We start from the raw sequence: 25832 nt of genomic DNA on the forward strand, positions 1-25832 counted from the left end.
CTCCCCTGAACATGATGGACATCAACGAGATTCGCGAATACCTGCCTCATCGCTACCCTTTCCTGCTGGTGGACCGGGTGGTGGAGCTGGACATCGAGGGCAAGCGCATTCGCGCCTACAAGAATGTCAGCATCAATGAGCCCTTCTTCAACGGCCACTTCCCGCAGCACCCGATCATGCCCGGCGTGCTGATCATCGAGGCCATGGCCCAGGCGGCCGGCATCCTCGGCTTCAAGATGCTCGACGTGAAGCCGGCCGACGGCACCCTGTACTACTTCGTCGGCTCCGACAAGCTGCGCTTCCGCCAGCCGGTGCTGCCGGGCGACCAACTGAACCTGCATGCCCAGTTCATCAGCGTGAAGCGCGGCATCTGGAAGTTCGACTGCCACGCCACCGTCGATGACAAGCCGGTGTGCTCGGCCGAAATCATCTGTGCGGAACGCAAACTATGAGTTTGATCGATCCTCGCGCCATCATCGATCCGCGGGCAAGGCTGGCCGACGACGTAGAGGTGGGCCCCTGGTCCATCGTCGGGCCGGATGTGGAAATCGGCGAAGGTACGGTGATCGGTCCGCACGTGGTGCTCAAGGGCCCCACGAAGATCGGCAGACACAACCGGATTTTCCAGTTCTCCAGCGTCGGCGAGGACACTCCCGACCTGAAGTACAAGGGTGAGGCGACGCGCCTGGTGATCGGCGACCACAACGTGATCCGCGAGGGTGTGACCATCCACCGCGGCACCGTCCAGGACCGCTCGGAAACCACCATCGGCGACCACAACCTGTTCATGGCCTACGTCCACGTCGGCCATGACAGCGTGATCGGCAACCACTGCATCCTGGTCAACAACACCGCGCTGGCCGGGCACGTGCACGTGGACGACTGGGCGATCCTCTCCGGCTACACCCTGGTCCACCAGTTCTGCCGCATCGGCGCCCACAGCTTCTCCGGCATGGGCACCGCCATCGGCAAGGACGTACCGGCCTACGTGACCGTCTTCGGCAACCCCGCCGAGGCGCGCAGCATGAACTTCGAGGGCATGCGCCGCCGCGGCTTCAGCGCCGAGGCCATCCATGCCCTGCGCCGGGCCTACAAGGTGGTGTACCGCCAGGGCCTGACCGTGGAGGAGGCGCTCGCCGAGCTGGCCGAATCCGCCGCGCAGTTCCCGGAAGTCGCGGTGTTCTGCGCTTCCATCCAGAGCGCCACCCGCGGCATCACCCGCTGACCATGGCTGCGGGCACCGGCAAGCTGCGCGTCGCCCTGGTGGCGGGCGAGGCCTCGGGGGACATCCTCGGCGCCGGCCTGATGCAGGCCCTGCGCGAGCGCCATCCCGAGGTCGAGTTCATCGGCGTGGGCGGTGCGCGCATGCAGGCCCAGGGCCTGGTCTCGGAATTCCCCATGGAGCGCCTGGCGGTCATGGGCCTGGTCGAGGTTCTCGGCCGCCTGCGCGAGTTGCTGAAGCGCCGCAAGGACCTGATCCGTACCCTGATACTCGCGCGCCCCGACGTCTTCATCGGCATCGACGCGCCGGACTTCAACCTCGGCCTGGAACTGCAACTGCGCCGCGCCGGCATCCGCACCGTGCACTACGTCAGCCCCTCGGTCTGGGCCTGGCGGCAGAAGCGCGTGCTGAAGATCAAGCAGGCCTGCGACCTGATGCTGGCGCTGTTCCCCTTCGAGGCGAGGTTCTACGAGGAGCACGGCGTGCCGGTGCGCTTCGTCGGCCACCCGCTGGCCAACACCATCCCCCTGGAAGCCGACCGCGCCGCCGCGCGCGCGCAGCTCGGGCTGCCGGCCGACGCCCAGGTGGTGGCGCTGCTGCCGGGTAGCCGGGGCGGCGAGGTGGGCAAGCTCGGTGCGCTCTTCCTCGACACCGCCGAACGCCTGCTGCAACAGCGGCCGGGCCTGCGCTTCGTGCTGCCCTGCGCCAGCCCCGAGCGGCGCGTGCAACTGGAGCAGATGCTGCAGGGCCGCCAGTTGCCGCTGCAACTGCTCGACGGCCAGTCCCACGAGGCCCTGGCCGCCTGCGACGCGGTACTGATCGCCTCCGGCACCGCCACCCTCGAGGCGCTGCTGTACAAGCGGCCGATGGTGGTCGCCTACAAAGTCGCGCCGCTGACCTACAAGATCCTCAAGCGCCTGGTGAAGAGCCCCTACGTCTCGCTGCCCAACCTGCTCGCCGGGCGCCTGCTGGCCCCCGAGCTGATCCAGGACGCGGCGACCCCCGAGGCCCTGGCGCAACACCTGCTGCCGCTGCTGGACGACGGCAGCGCGCAGACCGAATCCTTCGACGCCATCCACCGCGCCCTGCGCCAGGATGCGTCCGCGCAGGCCGCCGAAGCGGTGCTCGCCCTGGTGGAGAAACGCTGATGCAGATGGGCCTGGATTTTGACCTGGTCGAGGAACTGGTGGCCGGTGTCGACGAGGTGGGCCGCGGCCCGCTCTGCGGCCCGGTGGTCACCGCCGCGGTGATCCTCGACCCGGCGCGGCCGATCATCGGTCTGAACGACTCGAAGAAGCTCAGCGAGGTGCGCCGCGAGGCGCTGTTCGACGAAATCCGCGAGAAGGCCCTGGCCTGGTGCATCGCCCGCGCCGAGGTCGAGGAAATCGACCAGTTGAACATCCTCCACGCCACCATGCTCGCCATGCAGCGCGCGGTGGAAGGCCTGAGCGTCATTCCGAAACTGGCGCTGATCGACGGCAACCGCTGCCCGAAACTCAGGGTGCCGGCGGCCCCGGTGGTGCAGGGCGATGCCAAGGTGCCGGCCATCGCCGCCGCCTCCATCCTGGCCAAGGTCTCCCGCGACCGCGAGATGCAGGAAATGGAAGCCCTCTATCCCGGCTACGGCATCGGCGGGCACAAGGGCTACCCGACCCCGGTGCACCTGGAGGCGCTCAAGCGCCTGGGCCCGACGCCCATCCACCGGCGCTCCTTCGCCCCGGTGCGCGTGCTGCTGGAAAGCCCGACCGGCATCTTCTGAGCGCCACACGGCGGCAGTGGCGATCTGAAGCCTGTAGCTTTGCGGAGCGGGCCGGTACAATCGGCCGCTTATCGTTTCCGTGTTGCATAGGACCGTCATGACCGCCTCTTTCGTCCACCTGCGTCTGCACTCCGAGTACTCCCTGGTCGACGGCCTGGTCAGGGTCAAACCGTTGTGCAAGGCGGTGGCCGGCGCCGGCATGCCGGCAGTGGCGATCACCGACCAGAGCAACATGTGCTCGCTGGTGAAGTTCTACAAGACCGCCATGGGCGCCGGCATCAAGCCGATCTGCGGCGCCGACATCTGGCTGGCCAGCCGTGACGAGGACGGTCCGCTCAGCCGCCTGTCGCTGCTGGCGATGAACGCCAAGGGCTACCGCAACCTCACCGAACTCATCTCCCGCGGCTGGCAGGACGGCCAGCGCAACGGCGAGATCATCATCGAGCGCGACTGGCTGAAGCAGGCCGCCGAGGGCCTGATCGCACTGTCCGCGGCCAAGGAAGGGGAGATCGGCCAGGCCCTGCTCAGCGGCGACGACGCCCTGGCCGACTCGCTGCTGGCCGAATGGATGGAAGTCTTCCCGGACCGCTTCTACCTGGAAGTGCAGCGCACCGCGCGGGTCAACGACGAGGAGCACCTGCACGCCGCCGTGGCCCTGGCCGAGCGCAGCGGCGCGCCGCTGGTGGCCACCAACGACGTGCGCTTCATCAAGCAGGACGACTTCGAGGCCCACGAGACCCGCGTGTGCATCGGTGAAGGCCGCGCCCTGGACGACCCGCGCCGTTCGCGCAACTACTCCGACCAGCAGTACCTGAAGACCCCGGCGGAAATGGCCGAGCTGTTCAGCGACCTGCCCGAGGCCCTGGAGAACACCGTCGAGATCGCCAGGCGCTGCAACATCGAGGTGCAGCTGGGCAAGTACTTCCTGCCCAACTTCCCGATTCCCATCGAAGGCATGGACATCAACGACTACCTGCGCCATGTCTCCTACGAAGGGCTGGAGGAGCGCCTGGAGGTGCTGCTGCCCAAGGACACGCCGAACTACGAGGAAAAGCGCCAGGTCTACGTCGACCGCCTGGAGTTCGAGCTGGGCACCATCATCCAGATGGGCTTCCCCGGCTACTTCCTGATCGTGATGGACTTCATCAAGTGGGCCAAGAACAACGGCGTGCCGGTGGGCCCCGGCCGGGGTTCGGGCGCAGGTTCCCTGGTGGCCTACGTGCTGAAGATCACCGACCTCGACCCGCTGGCCTACGACCTGCTGTTCGAACGCTTCCTCAACCCCGAACGTATCTCCATGCCCGACTTCGACGTGGACTTCTGCATGGAAGGCCGCGACCGGGTGATCGACTACGTGGCCGACGCCTACGGGCGCAACGCGGTGAGCCAGATCATCACCTTCGGCTCCATGGCCGCGAAGGCGGTGGTGCGCGACGTGGCGCGGGTGCAGGGCAAGTCCTATGGCCTGGCCGACAAGCTGTCGAAGATGATCCCCTTCGAAGTCGGCATGACCCTGGACAAGGCCTTCGAGCAGGAAGAGATGCTTCGCGACTTCCTCAAGTCCGACGAGGAAGCCCAGGAAATCTGGGACATGGCCCTGAAGCTGGAAGGCGTCACCCGTGGTACCGGCAAGCACGCCGGCGGCGTGGTGATCGCGCCGACCAAGCTCACCGACTTCTCGCCGATCGCCTGCGACGAGGAAGGCGGCGGCCTGGTGACCCAGTTCGACAAGGACGACGTGGAAGCCGCCGGCCTGGTGAAGTTCGACTTCCTCGGCCTGCGCACCCTGACCATCATCAAGTGGGCGATGGAGATCATCCATCGCATCCAGCGCAAGGCCGGCGTCGCCGAGGCGGAGCTGGTCGACATCGACCGCATCGCGCTGGACGACAAGAAGACCTACGACCTGCTGCAGAAGGCCGAGACCACCGCGGTGTTCCAGCTGGAATCGCGCGGCATGAAGGAGCTGATCAAGAAGCTCAAGCCGGACTGCCTGGAAGACCTGATCGCACTGGTGGCGCTGTTCCGTCCCGGCCCGCTGCAGTCGGGCATGGTGGACGACTTCATCAACCGTAAGCACGGTCGCGAGGAAATCTCCTACCCGCACCCGGACTACCAGTACGCCGGCCTCGAACCGGTACTCAAGCCCACCTACGGCATCATCCTGTACCAGGAACAGGTGATGCAGATCGCCCAGGTGATGGCCGGCTACACCCTCGGCGGCGCCGACATGCTGCGACGCGCCATGGGCAAGAAGAAGCCCGAGGAGATGGCAAAGCAGCGCGGCGGCTTCATCGAGGGCTGCGCCAACAACGGCATCGACGGCAACCTCGCGGGCAACATCTTCGACCTGGTGGAAAAGTTCGCCGGCTACGGCTTCAACAAGTCGCACTCGGCCGCCTACGGCCTGGTTTCCTACCAGACCGCCTGGCTGAAGACCCACTGGGCGGCGCCCTTCATGGCCGCGGTACTCACCGCGGATATGCAGAACACCGACAAGGTGGTGACGCTGATCGAAGAATGCCGGCACATGAAGCTGCGCATCGTCGCCCCGGACGTGAACAACTCCGAGTTCCGCTTCACCGTCGACGACGACAACCAGATCGTCTACGGCCTGGGCGCGATCAAGGGCGTCGGCGAAGGCCCGGTGGAAGCCATCACCGAATGCCGCAACGAGGGTGGGCCGTTCAAGGACCTGTTCGACTTCTGCGACCGCATCGACCTCAAGCGCATCAACAAGCGTACCCTCGATGCGCTGATCCGCGCCGGCGCCCTGGACCGCCTGGGCCCGTACTTCCATGACGAGCCCAAGGCCTACCTGGCCGACATCGACCGCAACCGCGCGGTGCTGCTGGCGTCCATGGAGGAAGCCATCCAGGCCGCCGAGCAGACCGCGCGCAGCCACGACAGCGGCCACATGGACCTGTTCGGCGGGCTGTTCGCCGAGCCCGAGGCGGACGTCTACGCCAACCACCGCAAGGCCAAGGAACTCACCCTCAAGGAACGCCTGAAAGGCGAGAAGGACACCCTCGGCCTGTACCTCACCGGCCACCCGATCGACGAGTACGAGGGCGAGGTGCGCCGCTTCGCCCGCCAGCGCATCGTCGAACTGAAGCCGGCGCGCGACACCCAGACCGTGGCCGGGCTGATCGTCAACCTGCGGGTGATGAAGAACAAGCGCGGCGACAAGATGGGCTTCGTCACCCTCGACGACCGTTCCGGGCGCATCGAGGCCTCGCTGTTCGCCGAGGCCTTCGCCGCCAACCAGGGCCTGCTGCAGACCGACGCCATGGTGGTGATCGAGGGCGAGGTCAGCCAGGACGACTTCTCCGGCGGCCTGCGCCTGCGCGCCAAGCGCATCATGGGCCTGGAGGAGGCGCGCACCGCGCTGGCCGAGAGCCTGCGGCTGAAGGTCGCGGCGGACGCGCTCAAGGGCGACCGCCTGCGCTGGCTGGCCGACCTCTGCACCCGCCACCGCGGCAACTGCCCGGTGACCGTCGACTACAGTTCCAGCGACGCCCGTGCCCTGCTGCAGTTCGGTGACGACTGGCGCATCGACCCGGCCGATGCGCTGATTCAAGCCCTGCGTGACCAGTTCGGGCGCGACAACGTCTTCCTCAACTACCGCTAGCGTGAGCCGGTGGCCCCGTGCCGCCGCCCGCCAGTCTCGACCCTGGGCGCCCGATACCGTAAGGTAGGGCGCCATACGGACCAGGCCCTGCCGCCATTCAGCACGACGGATAGCCCATGAACCCGAACTTCCTCGATTTCGAACAGCCGATCGCCGACATGCAAGCCAAGATCGAAGAGCTGCGTCTGGTCGGCAACGACAACTCCATCAACATCAGCGATGAAATCGCCCGCCTGGAAGACAAGAGTCGCGCGCTGACCGAGAACATCTTCGGCAACCTGAGCAGCTGGCAGATCGCCCAGCTCGCGCGCCACCCGCGCCGGCCCTACACCCTGGACTACATCGAGCACATCTTCAGCGAGTTCGAAGAGCTGCACGGCGACCGCCACTTCGCCGACGACGCCGCCATCGTCGGTGGCGTCGCTCGCCTGGACGACCAGCCGGTGATGATCATCGGCCACCAGAAGGGCCGCGAAGTGCGCGAGAAGGTGCGCCGCAACTTCGGCATGCCGCGCCCCGAAGGCTACCGCAAGGCCTGCCGCCTGATGGAAATGGCCGAACGCTTCAAGATGCCGATCCTGACCTTCATCGACACCCCCGGGGCCTACCCGGGCATCGACGCCGAAGAGCGCGGCCAGAGCGAGGCCATCGCCTGGAACCTGCGCGTGATGGCGCGCCTGAAGACGCCGATCATCGCCACCGTCATCGGCGAGGGCGGCTCCGGCGGCGCCCTGGCCATCGGCGTCTGCGACAACCTGAACATGCTGCAGTACTCCACCTACGCGGTGATCTCCCCGGAAGGCTGCGCCTCGATCCTCTGGCGCACCGCCGAAAAGGCCCCGGAAGCCGCCGAGGCCATGGGCATCACCGCGGCCCGCCTGAAGGACCTGGGCATCGTCGACACCGTGATCCCCGAGCCCCTGGGCAGCGCCCACCGCGACCCGGCCGCCGCTGCGCAGAACATCCGCAACGCCATCAAGGCGCAACTGGGCGCCCTCAAGGGCCTGAGCGTCGACGAACTGCTGGCGCGCCGCTACGAGCGGCTGATGAGCTACGGGATTGCCTGACGGCGGCGGCAGGCTTCAGGCGGTAGGCTGCAGGCAAGAGCGAAGAGCACGCCCCCGGCAGGATGACGCCTCACTCCCAAACCGCTCCGAACAGCCCCCTCTCCCTTCAGGGAGAGGGTTGGGGAGAGGGAACAGCGTCAATCCCCCACGCCGCAGCTACCGGAAAACTCCATTCGCGAGCAAGCTCGCTCCTACGAAGAGCCTGCGGAGCCGCCGGTTATGCCATACGCTCTTCGCCTGTAGCCTGTAGCCTGTAGCCTGTAGCCTGTAGCCTGTAGCCTGTAGCCTGTAGCCGCCCTCATGCCCCTACGATCCCGCCTGCTCACCGCCCTGGCCCCTGGCGCCAGGTCCCTGCATGGCGGGTGGGCTTCTCCGGCGGGCTGGATTCCACGGTGCTGCTGCACCTGCTGGCCGAGCTGGCCAGGATCGAGTCCCTGCCGCCGCTCTCCGCCATTCACGTCCACCACGGCCTGCAGGCCGCGGCCGATGCCTGGCCGGCGCACTGCGAGGCGTTCTGCCTTGAGCTGGGCGTGCCGCTGGCGGTCGAGCGGGTGACGGTACCGGCGGGCGCCAGCCTGGAGCAGGCCGCGCGCCGCGCACGCTACGAGGCTTTTGCGAAACACCTGAAAACGGGCGACTGCCTGCTGGCCGCCCAGCACCGCGACGACCAGGCCGAGACCCTGCTGTTCCGCCTATTGCGTGGCGCCGGTGTGCGCGGGCTGGCCGGCATGCCGACGGCCCGGCCGCTGGGCGCCGGCATGTTGCTGCGGCCGCTGCTGGATGTCTCCCGCGCCGAACTCGAAGCCTACGCCCTCGAACATGGCCTGCGCTGGATCGAGGACCCGTCCAACGCCGACACCGGTTTCGCCCGCAACTACCTGCGCGAGCGCGTGCTGCCGCTGCTCGCTGAGCGCTGGCCGCAGGCGCCGGGCAACATCGCCCGCAGCGCCGCGCACCTGGCCGAGGCCGAGGCGCTGCTGGCCGAACTGGCGCAGCAGGACCTGGCCGCGGCGCGGCCCGGCAACCCATTCGGCTGGCTGGACGTGCCCTCGCTGGCCCTGGCGCCGCTGCTGGCGCTCGGCGAAAGCCGCCAGCGCAATGCCTTGCGCCACTGGCTGGCGCCCTTCGCGCCGATGCCGGACAGCGCCCACTGGGCCGGCTGGCAGGCCCTGCGCGATGCCGCCGGGGATGCCGAACCGGTCTGGCGCCTGGCCACAGGCGAGTTGCAGCGCAGCAGCGGGCGGCTCTGGTGGCTGTCCGGTGCCTGGTTGCAGGAGGCAGCGTGCGAGCTGAACTGGGACGACCCGACGCAGCCCCTGGCGCTGCCCGGCAATGGCCTTCTGCACCTGGAAGGTGCACCGCCCGTCGGGCCGCTGCGGGTGAGCCTGCGCCGCGGCGGCGAGCGGCTGGAACTGGCCCGGCGCGGCCATCGCGACCTCAAGCGGCTGCTCAACGAAAGCGCCGTGCCGGCCTTCGTCCGGCCGCGGCTGCCGCTGCTCTGGCGTGGTGGGCAACTGCTCGGCGCGGCCAACCTGCCGGCGCTGCGCCGGGCCGGCGAGACGGGCTGGCGCCTGTGCTGGACGCCCCCGACGAGTGACCCGGGTTTGAGATGAAAGGGCCTTTCCGGTAGACTACGCTCCCGTCTTGTACCGCTCCCGCCGATTCCCACGGAATCAGCGGGAGTACGCTATTTTGAGCGGCATGCGCCGCGGTTTGGGCCGCGGCCCATTCATCGCTTCCCCGGCGGCACAGCCGCCTAAACGCTGACATTCAGGGCTTTTCATGACGCGCTACATCTTCGTCACGGGTGGTGTTGTTTCTTCATTGGGGAAAGGCATCGCCTCGGCTTCCTTGGCTGCCATTCTGGAAGCGCGTGGCTTGAAGATCACGATGCTCAAGCTGGACCCCTACATCAACGTCGATCCGGGCACCATGAGCCCGTTCCAGCACGGCGAGGTGTTCGTCACCCACGACGGCGCGGAAACCGACCTCGACCTGGGCCACTACGAGCGCTTCGTGCGCACCACCATGACCCAGAACAACAACTTCACCACCGGCCGCGTCTACATGGACGTGCTGCGCAAGGAGCGCCGCGGCGACTACCTCGGCGCCACCGTGCAGGTGATCCCGCACATCACCGACGAGATCAAGCGTCGCATCATCAAGGGCGCCGGCGATGCCGACGTGGCCCTGGTGGAAGTCGGCGGCACCGTCGGCGACATCGAGTCGCAGCCGTTCCTCGAGGCGATCCGCCAGCTGCGCGTGGAAATCGGCTCGCGCCGCGCCATGCTCATGCACCTGACCCTGGTCCCGTACATCGCCACCGCCGGCGAGACCAAGACCAAGCCGACCCAGCACTCGGTCAAGGAACTGCGCTCCATCGGCCTGCAGCCGGACGTGCTGGTCTGCCGCTCCGACCACCCGGTGGACGTCTCCTCGCGCCGCAAGATCGCCCTCTTCACCAACGTCGAAGAGCGCGCGGTCATCTCCCTGGAAGACGTCGACACCATCTACCGCATCCCCTCGGTGCTGCACGCCCAGGGCCTGGACGACATCGTCGTCGAGCGCTTCGGCCTGGAGTGCGGCCCGGCCGACCTGTCCGAGTGGGACCGCGTGGTCGACGCCAAGCTCAACCCCGAGCGCGAAGTCACCATCGCCATGGTCGGCAAGTACATGGAACTGCTCGACGCCTACAAGTCGCTGATCGAGGCCATGACCCACGCCGGCATCCAGAGCCGCACCAAGGTCAACCTGCGCTACATCGACTCCGAGGACATCGAGCAGCAGGGCACCGGCCTGCTCGACGGCGCCGACGCCATCCTGGTCCCGGGCGGCTTTGGCCTGCGCGGCGTGGAAGGCAAGATCACCGCCGTGCAGTACGCCCGCGAGAACAAGGTCCCCTACCTGGGCATCTGCCTGGGCATGCAGGTGGCGGTCATCGAATACGCCCGTAACGTACTGGGCTGGAAAGACGCCAACTCCACCGAGTTCGACAAGGCCAGCGGCCACCCGGTGGTCGGCCTGATCACCGAATGGCAGGACTCCACCGGCGCCACCGAAGTGCGCACCGAGGCCTCCGACCTGGGCGGCACCATGCGCCTGGGCGCCCAGGAATGCCAGCTCGAAGCCGGCACCCTGGTCCACGACTGCTACGGCAAGGACGTGATCGTCGAGCGCCACCGCCACCGCTACGAAGTGAACAACAACCTGCTGCCGCAACTGCGGGAAGCCGGCCTGAAGATTTCCGGCCGCTCCGGCGACGGCGCCCTGGTCGAAGTGGTCGAGGCCCCGGACCATCCGTGGTTCGTCGCCTGCCAGTTCCACCCGGAGTTCACCTCCACCCCGCGTGATGGCCACCCGCTGTTCAGCGGCTTCGTCAACGCCGCCCTGAAGCAAGCCGGGAAGGCCTGAGCATGACCCAGAAGATCATCCGCGTCGGCGACATCCAGATCGGCAACGAACTGCCCTTCGTGCTGTTCGGCGGCATGAACGTGCTGGAGTCGCGCGACCTGGCCATGCAGGTCTGCGAGGAATACGTGCGGGTGACCGAGAAGCTCGGCATCCCCTACGTGTTCAAGGCCAGCTTCGACAAGGCCAACCGCTCGTCCATGCACTCCTTCCGCGGCCCGGGCATGGAAGAGGGGCTGAAGATCTTCGAAGAGATCAAGCGGACCTTCAAGGTGCCGGTGATCACCGACGTCCACGAGCCCTTCCAGGCCGCCCCGGTGGCCGAAGTGTGCGACATCATCCAGCTGCCGGCCTTCCTCTCGCGGCAGACCGACCTGGTGGTGGCCATGGCCCGCACCGGCGCGGTGATCAACATCAAGAAGGCCCAGTTCCTCGCGCCCCAGGAGATGAAACACATCCTGGCCAAGTGCGAGGAGGCCGGCAACGACCAACTGATCCTCTGCGAGCGTGGCTCCTCCTTCGGTTACAACAACCTGGTGGTGGACATGCTCGGCTTCGGCATCATGAAGCAGTTCCAGTACCCGGTGTTCTTCGACGTCACCCACGCCCTGCAGATGCCGGGCGGGCGCGCCGATTCCGCCGGCGGCCGCCGCGCCCAGGTCACCGACCTGGCCAAGGCCGGCATGAGCCAGGGCCTGGCCGGCCTGTTCCTGGAGGCCCATCCGGACCCCGAGCACGCCAAGTGCGACGGTCCGTGCGCCCTGCGCTTGAACAAGCTCGAGCCTTTCCTGTCCCAGCTCAAGCAGCTGGACGACCTAGTGAAGCATTTCCCCACCATCGAGACCGCCTGAGAACCTGACAATGTCTGCCTGCGCTTGCCCATGCTGCGTTGGAAACAATCGAAAAGATGCTCATTTACTCTATGTAAACTGCGCTTTTTCGCTTGCTTCCGCCTTGCCTGGGCTGCGCTCGGCGAGACCTTGAACAGGTTCTAAAGTCTCACCAGCCGCCCCGTTTATCTATCTTCGGAGTGTTATCAATAATGGCAAAGATCGTCGACATCAAGGGCCGTGAGGTCCTGGACTCCCGCGGCAACCCGACCGTTGAAGCGGACGTGATCCTGGACAACGGCATCGTCGGCAGCGCCTGCGCCCCGTCCGGTGCTTCCACCGGTTCCCGCGAGGCACTCGAACTGCGCGATGGCGACAAGAGCCGTTACCTGGGTAAAGGCGTGCTGAAGGCCGTGGCCAACATCAACGGCCCGATCCGCGACCTGCTGCTGGGCAAGGACCCGGTCGAGCAGAAGGCGCTGGACCAGGCGATGATCGAACTCGACGGCACCGACAACAAGGCCAAGCTGGGCGCCAACGCCATCCTGGCCGTGTCCCTGGCTGCCGCCAAGGCTGCCGCACAGGCCAAGGGCGTACCGCTGTATGCGCACATCGCCGACCTGAACGGCACCCCGGGCGTGTACTCCATGCCGGTGCCGATGATGAACATCATCAACGGCGGCGAGCATGCCGACAACAACGTCGACATCCAGGAGTTCATGGTCCAGCCGGTCGGCGCCAAGACCTTCGCCGACGCCCTGCGCATGGGCGCCGAGATCTTCCACCACCTCAAGGCCGTGCTGAAGGCCCGTGGCCTGAGCACCTCGGTGGGCGACGAAGGCGGTTTCGCCCCGAACCTGGCGTCCAACGAAGAAGCCCTGGCCGCCATCTCCGAAGCCGTGGCCAACGCCGGCTACAAGCTGGGTGACGACGTGACCCTGGCCCTGGACTGCGCCTCCAGCGAGTTCTTCAAGGACGGCAAGTACGACCTCGAAGGCGAAGGCAAGGTGTTCGACGCCGCCGGTTTCGCCGACTACCTGGCCGGCCTGGCCGAGCGCTTCCCGATCATCTCCATCGAAGACGGCATGGACGAGTCCGACTGGGCGGGCTGGAAGGTCCTCACCGACAAGATCGGCGGCAAGGTCCAGCTGGTCGGCGACGACCTGTTCGTGACCAACACCAGGATCCTCAAGGAAGGCATCGAGAAGGGCATCGGCAACTCCATCCTGATCAAGTTCAACCAGATCGGCTCGCTGACCGAGACCCTCGAAGCCATCCAGATGGCCAAGGCCGCCGGCTACACCGCGGTGATCTCGCACCGCAGCGGTGAAACCGAGGACAGCACCATCGCCGACCTGGCCGTAGGCACCGCCGCCGGCCAGATCAAGACCGGCTCGCTGTGCCGTTCCGACCGCGTGTCCAAGTACAACCAGCTGCTGCGCATCGAAGAGCAGCTGGGCGCCAAGGCGCCGTACCGTGGTCGCGCGGAATTCCGCGGCTGACGCTAGTCTGGTACGGTGAAGGGGTGGCAGGAGCCACCCCTTCGCACATGGAGCCCACAATTGCGTCTCAGTAAGCTGCGCAGCCCCTACTGGCTGTTCCTCGTCCTGCTCCTGGGCCTCGCCGGCCTGCAGTATCGCCTGTGGGTGGGGGACGGCAGCCTGGCGCAGGTGCGCGAGCTGGAGAAGCAGATCGCCGACCAGCAGGGCGAGAACCAGCGCCTGCTCGAGCGCAACCGCATCCTCGAGGCCGAGGTGGCGGAACTGAAGAAAGGCACCGAGACGGTCGAGGAGCGTGCCCGCCACGAGCTCGGCATGGTCAAGGACAAGGAAACCCTCTACCAGCTGGCGCAATGAAATTCCGCGACATCTCCCTGCCGGCCTTCTGGGCCGTGATCCCCGCCGCGGGCATTGGCTCGCGCATGCGCGCCGATCGCCCCAAGCAATACCTCGACCTCGCCGGTCGCAGCATCCTCGAACACACCCTCGACTGCTTCCTCGGCCATCCCATGCTCAAGGGCCTGGTGGTTTGCCTGGCGCCTGACGACCCCTGGTGGCCGGAGCTGCCCTGCGCCGCCGACCCGCGCATCCTGCGCGCCGAAGGCGGCTGCGAGCGCGCCGACTCGGTGCTCAACGGCCTGCTGCTGCTCAACGAACAGGGCGCCGCCAGCGACGACTGGGTGCTGGTGCACGACGCGGCGCGGCCGAACCTCAGCCGTGGCGACCTCGATCGCCTGCTGGGCGAGCTGGAGAACGACGCCGTCGGCGGCCTGCTCGGCGTGCCGGCGCGGGATACGCTCAAGCGCGTCGGCGCCGATGGCCGGGTGCTGGAAACCGTCGACCGCAGCGTGGTCTGGCAGGCCTACACGCCGCAGATGTTCCACCTCGGCGCCTTGCACCGCGCCCTGGCCGACGCCCTGGTGGCGGGCGCCGCCATCACCGACGAAGCCTCGGCGATGGAGTGGGCCGGCAGCGCGCCGAAGATGGTCGAGGGCCGCGCCGACAACATCAAGGTCACCACCCCGGAAGACCTGCAGCGGCTGCAACGGACTTTCGGAAAACGCTGAAACCATGAAGCGCCTTGCGAGGTTCCTGCCCAGGCTCGAAGGCGACTTGCACCGCATCCTGCGCTGGGCCGGCGACGGCTGGCGCATGCCCTGGCTGTGCCTGGGCCTGGCGCTGCTGGGTACCTGCAGCGCCGCCTACCCGATCACCTCAGTGGTGGTGCCGGCGGTCCTCGTGGCGCCACGGCGCTGGGCCGGCATAGCGCTGAGCGCCGCCCTGGGCAGCGCACTGGGGGCCCTGCTGCTGACGATCGTCCTGCACCACATGGGCTGGGCCAGCCTGTACGCCCACTTCCCGCAATTGCTGCAGGACCCGAGCTGGGCGCGGGTGATGGACTGGACCCACCGCTACGGCCTGCTGGCGCTGTTCCTGGTGTCCATCTCGCCATTGCCGCAGACGCCGGCGCTGGTGGTGCTGTCCAACGTGCCGCTGCACTATCCCGGCGTGCTGCTGGCGATCTTCACCGGCAAGCTGCTCAAGTACCTGGCGTTCGCCTGGGTCGGTTCGCGCTTCCCCGGGCGCATCCACGCCTTCCTGCACCGCCACGGCCGCCATGCCGGCCGTGGCGATTCGGCCTAGAGACGGCGCGCCGGGATATCCGGCCATCGCGAACGAGAAACGCCATGCCGCACGGCAACCTGTAGGAGCGGACTCCGTCCGCGATTTCGCGCGCAGGGCGCGCTCCTACAAGGGGATGGTGCGGCGGGGCAGCGTAGGAGCGGATCTCATCTGCGAACCGCGCCGATACGTCCGGCTATCGCGGAAAAGTTCCGCTCCTACGGGGGGAGGGATATACCGTGCCTCATGGCAATTGTAGGAGCGGGCCCTGCCCGCGAATCGCGCGCAGGGCGCGCTCCTACAGGGGATGGTGCGGAGGGGCAGCGTAGGAGCGGATCTCATCCGCGAACCGCGCCGATACGTCCGACTATCGCGGACAAGGTCCGCTTCCGCAGGGGCAGGCTTTTCGCTCTTGCCTGCCGCTTGCAGCCTGCCGCCTGCCGCCGCTTTCACCCCAACAACGGCACCTCGATGAGGAAGCGGAACAGCGCGCCATGCTGCTCCACCGCCAGGCAGTTGTAGCCGTGGCGCTTGGTGTCCTCGGGGATGCCGTGCACCGACTGCGAGCAGTCGGTGACTACCTCCAGCAGGTCGCCCGGCTTCAGCGTCTCCAGGGTTTCCAGGGTGGCGATGGCGTTGTACGGGCAATGCTCGCCGCGCAGGTCAAGCGACAGCGTCGGCGTCTTGTTCGCGCTCATTGGCGGTTTTCCTCGAACGGGTGAAACGGTTGGCGTTCAGCTGCACCAGCAGCATGCACAGCGCAAGGCCGGCGAAGGTCAGCAGCAGGCCGCCGCCGGGGCCGAAGATCTGCAGCAGGTTGAGCTTGGGATAGGGCAGGGCGAGTGCGCTGCCCAGCGAATCCCAGTACACCGCCACTAGGGTGCCGCCGATCACGTTGCCGACGCCGACCACCCAGAAATGCACCTGGCCTTCCATCGAGCGGTACATCCAGCCGGTCTCGCAGCCGCCGGCGAGGACGATGCCGATGCCGAACAGCACACCGCCGATCACCGCGTTGGGGCCCATCCAGAAGGTCTTCGGCGCCACGCCCAGGTGGATCGCCGCGAAGGTGCCGACGCAGGCCGCGGCCATGCCCAGCAGGATGCCGAAGGCTGCCTTGGTTCTGCCGGTGGTCCAGAGGTCGCGGGCGGCGCTGGTGAAGCAGATCTGCGCGCGCTCGATCAGGCCGCCGAACAGCAGGCCGAACAGGGTGGCCAGGCCTAGCACCAGGGACACCTCGAAGCGCCAGGCGGCGAACAGCGCGGCCACGGCCAGCACCGCCAGGCCCAGGCGCCATTGCACCTTGGCGCGGCGGGCCAGGCTCGCCGCGTCGGGCAGGCTGGCGGCCTTGCCGGTGACCTTCAGCGGCGTGCGCAGGAACGGCAGCAGGCTCAGCTTCACGCCGAACCAGGCGCCGATCACGGTGGACAGCATGAAGGCCCAGGCATGCACCGAGAACATCGGGATGCCGGTGAAGAAGGCCGCCAGGTTGCAGCCCATGGCCAGGCGCGCGCCGAAGCCGGCGACGATGCCACCCACCAGGCCCTGCAGCAGGCGCCGCCGGCTGGTCGGCCAGCGCAGGCTGACGTTGCCGGCCCAGAGCGCGCAGCACAGCGCGCCGAGGAACATGCCGATGATCATCACGCCGTCGATGCGGTCCAGCGGCGTGCCCTGCAGGCCGATGATCTTGAAGTAGCTCCAGTCCTGCACCGGCACGCCGAACCAGGACAGCACGTGGCCGCCCCAGCGGGTGAATTCCCCGGTGACGGCCCAGAAGGTCCCGGTCAGGGCGAAGTAGTAGGCGGAGGCGACGCCGAGCGCGACCAGCGTCGGCAGTGGCGACCAGAAGCGCAGCAGGTAGCGTTCGCGGAAGGCGGCAAGAGTGGGCATGACGGCATCCTTGGCAGGGTAGCGGGTAAAACGACAAGTTTAACCGAATCGCCGGAACCAGCCTTGCCTCAGGGCATGCCGGGGTGGATGCGCTGCAGGCCATCCTTGAGGAAGTCCACCAGCTGGCGCACCTTCGGCGACAGGTGCCGCTGCTGCGGGTAGAGCGCCCAGACCGCGGTGTTCGGCGGCTGATGGTCCGCCAGCAGGGAGACCAGGCGGCCGCTGCGCAGGTGTTCCAGCACGTAGTAGTCCGGCAGCTGGCACAGGCCGAAGCCGCGCAGCGCGGCGTCGAGCACCGCCTGGCCGCTGTTGCAGCGCCAGTTGCCCTGGACCCGGTGCTGCGTCTCGCGGCCGTCCTCCAGGAAGCTCCACAGGTCGCTGCTGCCCACCAGGCAGTTGTGCTGCGCCAGTTCCGCCGGCGACTGCGGCGCGCCGTGGTGTTCCAGGTAGCCGGGCGTGGCGCACAGGTACATCACCCGCGGCGCCAGGCGCGTGGCCACCAGGCGCGAGTCGCTCAGGCGGCCGAGGCGGATGGCCAGGTCGAACCCCTCGTGGAGCAGGTCGAGCTGGCGGTTGGACAGCTCGATGTCCACCCGCAACTGCGGGTAGTCGGCCATGAAGGCATTCACCAGCGGCACCACGAAGCGCTCTCCGTAGGCCACCGCGCAGGTCATGCGCAGCAGGCCCTTGGGTTCGGCGGAGAGGTCGCTGACCGCCCGCAGCGCCTCGTCGCGGGCATCCTGCAGGCGCTGGCAGTGCTGCAGGAAGGTCTGCCCTGCCTCGCTCAGCGAAACGCGCCGGGTGCTGCGGTAGAGCAGGCGGGCCTGCAGGCGCTCCTCCAGCCGGGCGATCTGCCGGCTGACATGGGAGGAGGAGACGCCCAGGCGTTCGGCGGCGGCGGTGAACTGCCCGGTTTCCGCCACCGCGACGAATTCGTCGAGGCCTTCCCAGCGATTCATCTGGATTATCCCTGCATGGCAATAATGTTTTGATTATTGCCTGATTATTTCTTTCCAGGCACTTTTCTACACTTTCAAGGCTGTGCCCCGCGCTTTTCGCCGGGGCCGCCCGGTTTCCGCCGGCGTCCTTCGCCGGCCGCTTCCGCCCCGCAGGCGGAAGCCCATGCATCAACCCGCCAGGAGTTCCGAGATGATCAAGTCCCGTGCCGCCGTCGCCTTCGCCCCCAACCAGCCGCTGCAGGTGGTCGAGGTGGACGTGGCGCCGCCGAAGAAGGGCGAGGTGCTGGTACGCATCGTCGCCACCGGGGTCTGCCACACCGACGCCTACACCCTGTCCGGCCAGGATTCCGAAGGCGTGTTCCCGTGCATCCTCGGCCACGAGGGTGGCGGCATCGTCGAAGCGGTGGGCGAGGGCGTGACCTCGCTGCAGGTCGGCGACCACGTGATCCCGCTGTATACCGCCGAATGCCGCGAGTGCAAGTTCTGCAAGTCCGGCAAGACCAACCTCTGCCAGGCCGTGCGCGCCACCCAGGGCAAGGGCCTGATGCCCGACGGCACCTCGCGCTTCTCCTACAACGGCCAGCCGGTCTACCACTACATGGGCTGCTCGACCTTCTCCGAGTACACCGTGCTGCCGGAAATCTCCCTGGCGAAGATTCCCAAGGACGCGCCGCTGGAGAAGGTCTGCCTGCTCGGCTGCGGCGTCACCACCGGCATCGGCGCCGTGCTCAACACCGCCAAGGTGGAAGAGGGCGCCACCGTGGCCATCTTCGGTCTGGGCGGCATTGGCCTGGCGGCAATCATCGGCGCCAGGATGGCCAAGGCCTCGCGGATCATCGCCGTCGACATCAACCCGGCCAAGTTCGACATCGCCAGGGAACTGGGCGCCACCGACTTCGTCAACCCGAAGGACCACCAGAAGCCGATCCAGGACGTCATCGTCGAGATGACCGACGGCGGCGTGGACTACTCCTTCGAGTGCGTCGGCAACGTGCAGCTGATGCGCGCGGCGCTGGAGTGCTGCCACAAGGGCTGGGGCGAGTCGACCATCATCGGCGTCGCCGGCGCCGGCCAGGAGATCAGCACCCGGCCGTTCCAGCTGGTCACCGGCCGCGTCTGGCGCGGTTCGGCGTTCGGCGGCGTGCGCGGCCGTACCGAGCTGCCCAGCTACGTGGAGAAGGCGCAGAAGGGCGAAATCCCGCTGGACACCTTCATCACCCACACCATGGGCCTGGACAAGATCAACGAGGCCTTCGAGCTGATGCACGAAGGCAAGAGCATCCGCTCCGTCATCCACTATTGATCGAGCCGCCGGGGCCACGGCCCCGGCTTCACGACACAAGGAGACTGCCATGACGGAATCCATCGAACTGCTCAGCAGCCAGAAGAGCTTCGGCGGCTGGCACCAGCGCTACCGCCACCATTCCCCGACGCTCGGCTGCGACATGGTGTTCGCCATCTACCTGCCGCCCCAGGCCGAGCCCGAGGCCGGCCTGCCGGTGCTCTACTGGCTGTCGGGGCTGACCTGCACCGACGAGAACTTCATGCAGAAGGCCGGCGCCCAGCGCCTGGCCGCCGAGCTGGGCCTGGTGATAGTGGCGCCGGACACCAGCCCGCGCGGCCCCGAGGTGCCCGGTGACGCGGAAGGCGCCTGGGACTTCGGCCTGGGCGCGGGCTTCTACCTCAACGCCACCCAGCAGCCCTGGGCGCGCAACTACCGCATGCACGACTACGTGGTGCACGAGCTGCCGGCGCTGATCGAGGACAACTTCCCGGTCTCCGCCCGCCGCGGCATCGCCGGCCACTCCATGGGCGGCCATGGCGCGCTGGTCTGCGCGCTGCGCAACCCGGGGCGCTACCAGTCGCTGTCGGCCTTCGCGCCGATCAGCCATCCCAGCGACTGCCCTTGGGGCCAGAAGGCCTTCGGCCGCTACCTGGGCGAGGACCGCAAGGCCTGGGCCGAATGGGACGCCTGCGAGCTGCTGGCCGGCGCCGGCGAGCGCCTGCCGATCCTGGTGGACCAGGGCGAGCGCGACGACTTCCTCGCCACCCAGCTCAAGCCCGAGGCCCTGCGCCAGGCGGCGGAAGCGGCGGGGCACCCGCTGGAGCTGCGCCTGCACCCGGGCTACGACCACAGCTACTACTTCATCGCCAGCTTCATCGACGACCACCTGCGCCACCATGCGCGGGCGCTGTCCTGAAGGCGCCGCGGCTTTCCGGTAGAATCGACGCCCTGACTGACTCAGGGCGTTTTTCTATGCGTATCGGCCATGGCTACGACGTGCACCGCTTCGGCGAGGGCGACTTCATCACCCTCGGCGGCGTGCGCATTCCCCACAAGTTCGGGCTCATCGCCCACTCCGACGGCGACGTGCTGCTGCACGCGCTGAGCGATGCGCTGCTCGGCGCCTGCGCCCTGGGCGACATCGGCAGGCACTTCCCGGACACCGACCCGCGCTTCAAGGGCGCCGACAGCCGCGCGCTGCTGCGCCACGTGGTGACCCTGGTGCACGAGAAGGGCCATGTGATCGGCAACGTCGACGCCACCATCATCGCCCAGGCGCCGAAGATGGCGCCGCACATCGAGGCCATGCGCGCCGCCATCGCCGAGGACCTGCAGGTCGATATCGAACAGGTCAACGTCAAGGCCACCACCACCGAGAAGCTCGGCTTCACCGGGCGCGAGGAAGGCATCGCGGTGCACGCCGTCGCCCTGCTGGTCCGTCCATGACCGAACTGGAGCTGCTGGGCCCGCGCGCCCATGGCGAGCCCTGCGGCCGCGCGGTGCTCAAGGCGGTGGCCGAGGACTTCCAGGTCGACGAGGTGCTGGACATCCCGCTGTCCGGCGAGGGCGAGCACCTCTGGCTGTGGGTGGAAAAGCGCGGGCTGAACACCGAGGAGGCCGCGCGCCGCCTGGCCCGTGCGGCCGGGGTGTCGCAGCGGCTGATCAGCTACGCCGGGCTCAAGGACCGCCAGGCCCTGACGCGCCAGTGGTTCAGCCTGCACCTGCCGGGCAAGGCCGACCCCGACCTGGCCGCGGCCGAGGACGACAGCCTGCGCATCCTCAAGCGCACCCGCCACCAGCGCAAGCTGCAGCGCGGCGCCCATGCGGCCAACGGCTTCACCCTGCGCCTGACGCAGTTGCAGGGTGAGCATGAGGCACTCGACGAGCGGCTGCGGTGTATCGCTGCCGAGGGCGTGCCCAACTATTTCGGCAGCCAGCGCTTCGGCTTCGACGGCGGCAACGTCGTGGATGCCCGCAGCTGTGCCGAGCGCGGCATCCTGCCCGGGCAGCGCAACCTGCGTTCGCGCCTGCTCTCGGCCGGGCGCAGCTACCTGTTCAACCGGGTGCTGGCGCGACGGGTGGCCGACGGCAGCTGGAACCGCGCCCAGGTCGGCGACCTGCTGGCCTTCACCGACAGCCGCAGTTTCTTCCCGGCGGGCCAGGCGGAATGCGACGACCCGCGCCTGGCCGCCCTCGACCTGCACCCCACCGGGCCGCTCTGGGGCCAGGGCGCCTCGCCGGCCGGCGACGCCAGCGGCGAGCTGGAAAATATCGTGGCGGCCGCGGAGGTGGCGCTTTGCCAGTGGCTGGGCAATGCTGACCTGGCGCACGAACGGCGCATCCTGCGCCTCCCCATCCAGGCCCTGGCATGGCATTATCCGGCCCCTGACATTCTGCAACTGGAATTCGTCCTGCCGGCAGGCTGCTTCGCCACCGTCGTCGTGCGCGAGCTGGTCGAGCTGGTACCGGCAGGGCAAACGGAAAACCCATGCGCATACTGATTGCCAACGACGACGGGGTGAACGCACCCGGTATCGCCGCGCTTTACGACGCGCTGAGCGAAGATGCCGAATGCGTGGTGGTCGCTCCCGAACAGGATCGCAGCGGCGCCAGCAGCTCGCTGACCCTGGACCGGCCGCTGCACGCGCAGCGGCTGAGCAATGGATTCATCGGCATCGACGGCACGCCGACCGACTGCGTGCACCTGGGCCTCAACGGCCTGCTGGAGACGCTGCCGGACATGGTCGTCTCGGGCATCAACCTGGGCGCCAACCTGGGCGACGACGTGCTCTATTCCGGCACCGTGGCCGCCGCCATCGAGGGCCGCTTCCTGGCGCGCCCGGCGTTCGCCTTCTCGCTGCTCTCGCGCCAGCCGGACAACCTCTACAGCGCCATGCACTTCGCCCGCCTGCTGGTGCAGAACCACGAGCGGCTCGAGCTGCCGCCGCGCACCGTGCTCAACGTCAACATCCCGAACCTGCCGCTGGAGCGCATCCGCGGCATCCAGCTGACCCGCCTGGGCCATCGCAAGCGCGCCGCGGCGCCGGTCCGGGTGGTCAACCCGCGGGGCGCGAAGGCTACTGGATCGCGGCGGCCGGCGACGCCGAGGACGGCGGCGAGGGCACCGACTTCCATGCGGTGATGCAGGGCTACGTCTCGGTCACGCCGCTGCAACTGGACCGAACCTTCCGCGAGGCGTTCAATGGACTGCAGGACTGGATCGGAGGGCTGGACCATGGCCGATGAACTGAGTCGCCGCGGTATCGGCATGACTTCCCAGCGTACCCGCGAACGGCTGATCCAGCGCCTGTACGAGGAAGGCCTGTCCAACGCCCGGGTGCTCGAGGTGATCCGCCGCACGCCACGCCACCTGTTCGTCGACGAGGCGCTGTCGCACCGCGCCTACGAGGATACGGCGCTGCCCATCGGCCACAATCAGACCATCTCGCAACCCTTCATGGTGGCGCGGATGACCGAACTGCTGCTGGCCGCCGGCCCCTGGACAAGGTACTGGAGATCGGCACCGGCTCCGGCTACCAGACCGCGGTGCTGGCGCAACTGGTCGAGCGGGTCTTCTCCGTCGAGCGGATTCAGGCGCTGCAGGACCGCGCCAAGGAGCGACTTGCGGAGCTAAACCTGAGAAATGTTGTCTTTCGCTGGGGGGATGGCTGGGAAGGCTGGTCGGCGCTGGCACCGTACAACGGTATCATCGTCACCGCGGCAGCCGCCGAGGTCCCGCAGGCGCTGCTCGACCAGCTGGCGCCGGGCGGGCGCCTGGTGATCCCGGTGGGCAGCGGCGAAGTGCAGCAACTGATGCTGATCGAGCGCACCGGCGACGGATTCGACCGGCGCGTGCTGGACTCGGTGCGCTTCGTTCCCCTGCTCAACGGCCCCCTGGGCTGAGCGGCGGCGGGAGCGCCGTCGCACGGCCAGGGGGAGCATAACGGCGAGATGCCGGCACATATTCGATGGATAAGGGGGAAGGGGTGAGCCCTATCGCGGCCCAGAAACAATGGATCTGGATTCGGAGCGGCGTCCGCTTGCTGCTGGCGGCAGCATTCTGTTCCCTGCTCGCGGCCTGCGCATCCTCCTCCGGGGGCAAGGTCAAGGTGGTCGACCGCAACCAGGCCGACCGCACGCCGGCGACCACCAGCGGCCAGTACGTGGTGCGCCGCGGCGACACCCTGTACTCCATCGCCTTCCGCTACGGCTGGGACTGGAAGGCCCTGGCCGCGCACAACAACATCCCGCCGCCCTACACCATCCGCCCGGGGCAGGCCATTCGCTTCGGCGGTGCCGGCTCCAGTACGGCGGCACAGCCGGTGGTCGCCAAAACCGCGCCGTCCGTCGTGCCAGTGGTGGCCGGCAAGCCCACCGCCGGTTCTCCGGCACCGGCCAAGCCCGCGCCCGCGGCCACCGTCAGCAATACGACACCCCCGCCAGCAGTGCTCCTTCCCAGGCTTCGGGCAAGGGCGCGGAGGGCTGGATGTGGCCGACCAATGGCACTTTGATAGGCCGCTTTGCATCAAACGGCAGTTTGAATAAAGGGATTGATATAGCCGGGCAATTGGGCCAGCCTGTCCTGGCTGCGTCGAATGGCACGGTTGTGTACGCCGGTAGTGGTTTGCGGGGCTACGGCGAACTCGTGATCATCAAGCACAGCGATACCTACGTGAGTGCCTACGGCCACAACCGCAGGCTGCTCGTTCGGGAAGGGCAACAGGTCAAAGTCGGGCAGAGCATTGCCGAGATGGGCTCCACAGGCACGGACCGGGTGAAGCTGCACTTCGAGATTCGCCGTCAGGGCAAACCCGTGGACCCCTTGCAATACCTGCCACCTCGTTGATCGACCGCCGCATCCCGCGTGGGTGAGCGGGCTTGGACGTCCCAAGGATATGGATTCGTCCGGGCTTGTTGTCGAACTCAGCAAGGGATAACGACATGGCACTCAAAAAAGAAGGGCCGGAGTTTGACGTGGATGACGAGCTGCTGCTTCTGGAGCCCGCCATCACATTCGACGAGTCACTTGCCGAAGAGCAGGTCTCACTTCAGGTCACCGGCAAGGCAAGCTCGCTGTCATCGAAGCAGCACAAGCACATCGATTACAGCCGCGCGCTGGATGCCACCCAGCTCTACCTCAACGAAATCGGTTTTTCCCCCCTGCTGACTCCCGAGGAGGAGGTCCACTTCGCGCGGCTCGCGCAAAGGGGCGATCCCGCCGGGCGTCGGCGCATGATCGAAAGCAACCTGCGCCTGGTGGTGAAGATCGCCCGGCGCTACGTCAACCGCGGCCTGTCCCTGCTCGACCTGATCGAGGAAGGCAACCTGGGGTTGATCCGGGCGGTGGAGAAGTTCGATCCGGAACGGGGTTTCCGCTTCTCCACCTACGCGACGTGGTGGATTCGCCAGACCATCGAACGGGCCATCATGAACCAGACCCGCACCATCCGCCTGCCGATCCACGTGGTCAAGGAACTCAACGTCTACCTGCGCGCGGCCCGCGAGCTGACGCACAAGCTGGACCACGAGCCGTCCCCCGAGGAAATCGCCAACCTGCTGGAGAAGCCGGTCGACGAGGTCAAGCGCATGCTCGGCCTCAACGAGCGGGTGACTTCGGTGGACGTGTCCCTCGGCCCGGATTCGGACAAGACGCTGCTGGACACCCTGACCGACGACCGTCCCACCGACCCCTGCGAACTGCTGCAGGATGACGACCTGAGCCAGAGCATCGACCAGTGGCTGTCCGAGCTGACCGACAAGCAGCGCGAGGTGGTGATACGCCGCTTCGGCCTGCGCGGCCACGAAAGCAGCACCCTGGAAGAAGTCGGCCAGGAAATCGGCCTGACCCGCGAGCGGGTGCGGCAGATCCAGGTCGAGGCGCTCAAGCGCCTGCGGGAAATCCTGGAGAAGAACGGTCTGTCGAGCGACGCGCTATTCCAGTAAGGCACCACCCGTAGCGAAAAAAGCCCGGAGCATCCCTCCGGGCTTTTTCGTCTGTGGCGTACCTGCCGCGGTTCGCGCGCAGGGCGCCGCTCGTGAATGCAGCGTAGGAGCGGACTCCGTCCGCGATTCCGTCGGCAAGGCCGGCGCCTGATCCGGCACGGCGATGGGTATCGCTTCGCTCGACCCATCCTACGAGGAGCGCTCCATACCTCCTCGCTGAAGCCGCATTGTAGGGCGCATAACGCCTACGGCGTTATCCGCCATTGTCCGCCGGTGTTGCGGCTAACGGCGGATAACCGCGAACGGTTATACGCCCAACGGAATTCCCGTTTCCCTGCCCGTTGGAGCAGGCGAGACAGCACTTTTTAAGTTTGGTTTTGTAAGCCATCGCTTACATATGCTGTGAGCCTTTGACGATTCGGCCTGCCGGTCAGGGGCTCTTTTTCCTGGCTTTTATAATTAACTTATTGAATAAAAAGGATTTTATTTTTGCCTGCGCTCGACCTGCACATCGCCGGGTGCGACCCGCAGCCGCTTGCGGCGTTCGTACGGATGGCTAATATCACTCCTGCGTACAGGGAATGACGCAGGCCGACAGGGATGCCGGTCGGGACGTCGCGGGATGCGACTCATCAGGATGATGGGGTAGGGAAAAAAGGGCGGGCCATCCCGCCCCTTTTTTTGCCTGCGAAAAAGTGCCGTCACAGATGGTACAA

21 protein-coding genes and 3 pseudogenes are annotated in these 25832 nt (G+C 67.4%); 21 read left to right on the forward strand and 3 right to left on the reverse strand.

The annotated features are described in order from the left end of the window. Positions 1-11 precede the first annotated feature (11 nt). The 13 genes from fabZ (at position 12) to PKO50_RS04730 (ending at position 15060) form a co-directional block, all read left to right on the forward strand. Complete coding sequence (fabZ, locus tag PKO50_RS04670; RefSeq protein ID WP_009616653.1) at positions 12-452, forward strand: 3-hydroxyacyl-ACP dehydratase FabZ; 441 nt, start codon at positions 12-14, stop codon at positions 450-452. After that, positions 449-1225, forward strand: a complete 777-nt coding sequence (lpxA, locus tag PKO50_RS04675) for an acyl-ACP--UDP-N-acetylglucosamine O-acyltransferase (RefSeq protein ID WP_109935169.1) — start codon at positions 449-451, stop codon at positions 1223-1225. Before fabZ ends, lpxA begins: the two co-directional genes overlap by 4 nt. A 2-nt stretch (positions 1226-1227) precedes the next feature. Further along, positions 1228-2370: a lipid-A-disaccharide synthase gene (lpxB, locus tag PKO50_RS04680; protein ID WP_275628956.1), complete on the forward strand. Its 1143-nt coding sequence runs from the start codon at positions 1228-1230 to the stop codon at positions 2368-2370. Further along, positions 2370-2981, forward strand: coding sequence for a ribonuclease HII (gene rnhB, locus PKO50_RS04685; RefSeq protein ID WP_275628957.1), 612 nt, complete (start codon positions 2370-2372; stop codon positions 2979-2981). Before lpxB ends, rnhB begins: the two co-directional genes overlap by 1 nt. A 97-nt stretch (positions 2982-3078) precedes the next feature. Beyond that, a complete protein-coding gene (gene dnaE, locus PKO50_RS04690) occupies positions 3079-6612 on the forward strand; it encodes a DNA polymerase III subunit alpha (RefSeq protein ID WP_275628958.1) in 3534 nt (1177 codons plus the stop codon). 116 nt (positions 6613-6728) lie between these two features. Further along, positions 6729-7679 carry an acetyl-CoA carboxylase carboxyltransferase subunit alpha gene (locus PKO50_RS04695; RefSeq protein WP_109935165.1) on the forward strand — a complete coding sequence of 317 codons (951 nt, stop codon included), beginning with the start codon at positions 6729-6731 and terminating at the stop codon, positions 7677-7679. A 311-nt stretch (positions 7680-7990) separates the two neighbouring features. Then, positions 7991-9292 carry a tRNA lysidine(34) synthetase TilS gene (gene tilS, locus PKO50_RS04700; RefSeq protein ID WP_346770514.1) on the forward strand — a complete coding sequence of 434 codons (1302 nt, stop codon included), beginning with the start codon at positions 7991-7993 and terminating at the stop codon, positions 9290-9292. 169 nt (positions 9293-9461) lie between these two features. Further along, the gene (locus tag PKO50_RS04705; protein WP_089394583.1) at positions 9462-11090 is read left to right on the forward strand and encodes a CTP synthase; all 1629 of its coding nucleotides are present in this window, start codon (positions 9462-9464) and stop codon (positions 11088-11090) included. Positions 11091-11092: 2 nt separating this feature from the next. Continuing rightward, positions 11093-11938, forward strand: a complete 846-nt coding sequence (gene kdsA / locus PKO50_RS04710) for a 3-deoxy-8-phosphooctulonate synthase (protein WP_275628959.1) — start codon at positions 11093-11095, stop codon at positions 11936-11938. Between the two features lie 191 nt (positions 11939-12129). Next, positions 12130-13419 (forward strand): phosphopyruvate hydratase, encoded by a 1290-nt coding sequence (gene eno, locus PKO50_RS04715; RefSeq protein WP_089394581.1) that lies wholly within the window; start codon positions 12130-12132, stop codon positions 13417-13419. A 75-nt stretch (positions 13420-13494) separates the two neighbouring features. Next, positions 13495-13773: a cell division protein FtsB gene (ftsB, locus tag PKO50_RS04720; protein ID WP_024128518.1), complete on the forward strand. Its 279-nt coding sequence runs from the start codon at positions 13495-13497 to the stop codon at positions 13771-13773. Continuing rightward, the gene (gene ispD, locus PKO50_RS04725) at positions 13770-14483 is read left to right on the forward strand and encodes a 2-C-methyl-D-erythritol 4-phosphate cytidylyltransferase (protein WP_109935161.1); all 714 of its coding nucleotides are present in this window, start codon (positions 13770-13772) and stop codon (positions 14481-14483) included. Before ftsB ends, ispD begins: the two co-directional genes overlap by 4 nt. 4 nt (positions 14484-14487) lie before the next feature. Next, positions 14488-15060, forward strand: coding sequence for a hypothetical protein (locus PKO50_RS04730; RefSeq protein WP_275628960.1), 573 nt, complete (start codon positions 14488-14490; stop codon positions 15058-15060). Between the two features lie 428 nt (positions 15061-15488). Here the strand turns inward: PKO50_RS04730 and yedF are convergent, their stop codons facing one another. From yedF to PKO50_RS04745, 3 genes are all read right to left on the reverse strand, one after another. Next, entirely contained in the window at positions 15489-15737 is a 249-nt protein-coding gene (gene yedF / locus PKO50_RS04735; protein WP_009616683.1) for a sulfurtransferase-like selenium metabolism protein YedF, read from the reverse strand. Further along, positions 15703-16929, reverse strand: a complete 1227-nt coding sequence (gene yedE / locus PKO50_RS04740; protein ID WP_109935159.1) for a selenium metabolism membrane protein YedE/FdhT — start codon at positions 16927-16929, stop codon at positions 15703-15705. Before yedE ends, yedF begins: the two co-directional genes overlap by 35 nt. Positions 16930-16997: 68 nt before the next feature. After that, a complete protein-coding gene (locus PKO50_RS04745; RefSeq protein ID WP_275628961.1) occupies positions 16998-17888 on the reverse strand; it encodes a LysR substrate-binding domain-containing protein in 891 nt (296 codons plus the stop codon). Positions 17889-18078: 190 nt separating this feature from the next. Between PKO50_RS04745 and PKO50_RS04750 the strand changes: the two genes are divergently transcribed. The 8 genes and pseudogenes from PKO50_RS04750 (at position 18079) to rpoS (ending at position 25116) form a co-directional block, all read left to right on the forward strand. Further along, positions 18079-19191 (forward strand): S-(hydroxymethyl)glutathione dehydrogenase/class III alcohol dehydrogenase, encoded by a 1113-nt coding sequence (locus PKO50_RS04750; protein WP_275628962.1) that lies wholly within the window; start codon positions 18079-18081, stop codon positions 19189-19191. A 49-nt stretch (positions 19192-19240) separates the two neighbouring features. Further along, the gene (gene fghA / locus PKO50_RS04755; protein ID WP_089394575.1) at positions 19241-20089 is read left to right on the forward strand and encodes an S-formylglutathione hydrolase; all 849 of its coding nucleotides are present in this window, start codon (positions 19241-19243) and stop codon (positions 20087-20089) included. A 56-nt stretch (positions 20090-20145) separates the two neighbouring features. Next, positions 20146-20619, forward strand: coding sequence for a 2-C-methyl-D-erythritol 2,4-cyclodiphosphate synthase (gene ispF, locus PKO50_RS04760; protein ID WP_275628963.1), 474 nt, complete (start codon positions 20146-20148; stop codon positions 20617-20619). Further along, on the forward strand, positions 20616-21674 hold the full coding sequence (gene truD, locus PKO50_RS04765) for a tRNA pseudouridine(13) synthase TruD (RefSeq protein WP_275628964.1): 1059 nt from the start codon (positions 20616-20618) through the stop codon (positions 21672-21674). Before ispF ends, truD begins: the two co-directional genes overlap by 4 nt. Continuing rightward, positions 21662-22419: pseudogene (gene surE, locus PKO50_RS04770) on the forward strand (5'/3'-nucleotidase SurE). The gene truD and the pseudogene surE overlap by 13 nt, the downstream one beginning before the upstream one ends. A gap of 22 nt (positions 22420-22441) precedes the next feature. Further along, positions 22442-23076 (forward strand): annotated as a pseudogene (locus tag PKO50_RS04775) (protein-L-isoaspartate(D-aspartate) O-methyltransferase). A gap of 65 nt (positions 23077-23141) precedes the next feature. Beyond that, positions 23142-24019: pseudogene (locus tag PKO50_RS04780) on the forward strand (peptidoglycan DD-metalloendopeptidase family protein). Positions 24020-24114: 95 nt separating this feature from the next. After that, positions 24115-25116: an RNA polymerase sigma factor RpoS gene (rpoS, locus tag PKO50_RS04785; protein WP_009616703.1), complete on the forward strand. Its 1002-nt coding sequence runs from the start codon at positions 24115-24117 to the stop codon at positions 25114-25116. Positions 25117-25832: the final 716 nt, after the last annotated feature.

Origin of the sequence: Pseudomonas sp. 273 (assembly GCF_029201425.1) — a bacterium.
Taxonomy (GTDB): Bacteria; Pseudomonadota; Gammaproteobacteria; order Pseudomonadales; family Pseudomonadaceae; genus Pseudomonas; species Pseudomonas delhiensis.

What these genes read in the sequence shown, in the direction of transcription:
- ispF (WP_275628963.1), top strand. Translation starts at nt 20,146, where the DNA reads ATGCGTATCGGCCATGGCTACGACGTGCACCGCTTCGGCGAGGGCGAC.
- lpxA (WP_109935169.1), top strand. Translation starts at nt 449, where the DNA reads ATGAGTTTGATCGATCCTCGCGCCATCATCGATCCGCGGGCAAGGCTG.
- PKO50_RS04750 (WP_275628962.1), top strand. Translation starts at nt 18,079, where the DNA reads ATGATCAAGTCCCGTGCCGCCGTCGCCTTCGCCCCCAACCAGCCGCTG.
- truD (WP_275628964.1), top strand. Translation starts at nt 20,616, where the DNA reads ATGACCGAACTGGAGCTGCTGGGCCCGCGCGCCCATGGCGAGCCCTGC.
- PKO50_RS04695 (WP_109935165.1), top strand. Translation starts at nt 6,729, where the DNA reads ATGAACCCGAACTTCCTCGATTTCGAACAGCCGATCGCCGACATGCAA.
- PKO50_RS04730 (WP_275628960.1), top strand. Translation starts at nt 14,488, where the DNA reads ATGAAGCGCCTTGCGAGGTTCCTGCCCAGGCTCGAAGGCGACTTGCAC.
- fghA (WP_089394575.1), top strand. Translation starts at nt 19,241, where the DNA reads ATGACGGAATCCATCGAACTGCTCAGCAGCCAGAAGAGCTTCGGCGGC.
- kdsA (WP_275628959.1), top strand. Translation starts at nt 11,093, where the DNA reads ATGACCCAGAAGATCATCCGCGTCGGCGACATCCAGATCGGCAACGAA.
- lpxB (WP_275628956.1), top strand. Translation starts at nt 1,228, where the DNA reads ATGGCTGCGGGCACCGGCAAGCTGCGCGTCGCCCTGGTGGCGGGCGAG.
- eno (WP_089394581.1), top strand. Translation starts at nt 12,130, where the DNA reads ATGGCAAAGATCGTCGACATCAAGGGCCGTGAGGTCCTGGACTCCCGC.
- rpoS (WP_009616703.1), top strand. Translation starts at nt 24,115, where the DNA reads ATGGCACTCAAAAAAGAAGGGCCGGAGTTTGACGTGGATGACGAGCTG.
- yedF (WP_009616683.1), bottom strand. Translation starts at nt 15,737, where the DNA reads ATGAGCGCGAACAAGACGCCGACGCTGTCGCTTGACCTGCGCGGCGAG.
- ispD (WP_109935161.1), top strand. Translation starts at nt 13,770, where the DNA reads ATGAAATTCCGCGACATCTCCCTGCCGGCCTTCTGGGCCGTGATCCCC.
- fabZ (WP_009616653.1), top strand. Translation starts at nt 12, where the DNA reads ATGATGGACATCAACGAGATTCGCGAATACCTGCCTCATCGCTACCCT.
- PKO50_RS04705 (WP_089394583.1), top strand. Translation starts at nt 9,462, where the DNA reads ATGACGCGCTACATCTTCGTCACGGGTGGTGTTGTTTCTTCATTGGGG.
- dnaE (WP_275628958.1), top strand. Translation starts at nt 3,079, where the DNA reads ATGACCGCCTCTTTCGTCCACCTGCGTCTGCACTCCGAGTACTCCCTG.
- rnhB (WP_275628957.1), top strand. Translation starts at nt 2,370, where the DNA reads ATGCAGATGGGCCTGGATTTTGACCTGGTCGAGGAACTGGTGGCCGGT.
- yedE (WP_109935159.1), bottom strand. Translation starts at nt 16,929, where the DNA reads ATGCCCACTCTTGCCGCCTTCCGCGAACGCTACCTGCTGCGCTTCTGG.
- PKO50_RS04745 (WP_275628961.1), bottom strand. Translation starts at nt 17,888, where the DNA reads ATGAATCGCTGGGAAGGCCTCGACGAATTCGTCGCGGTGGCGGAAACC.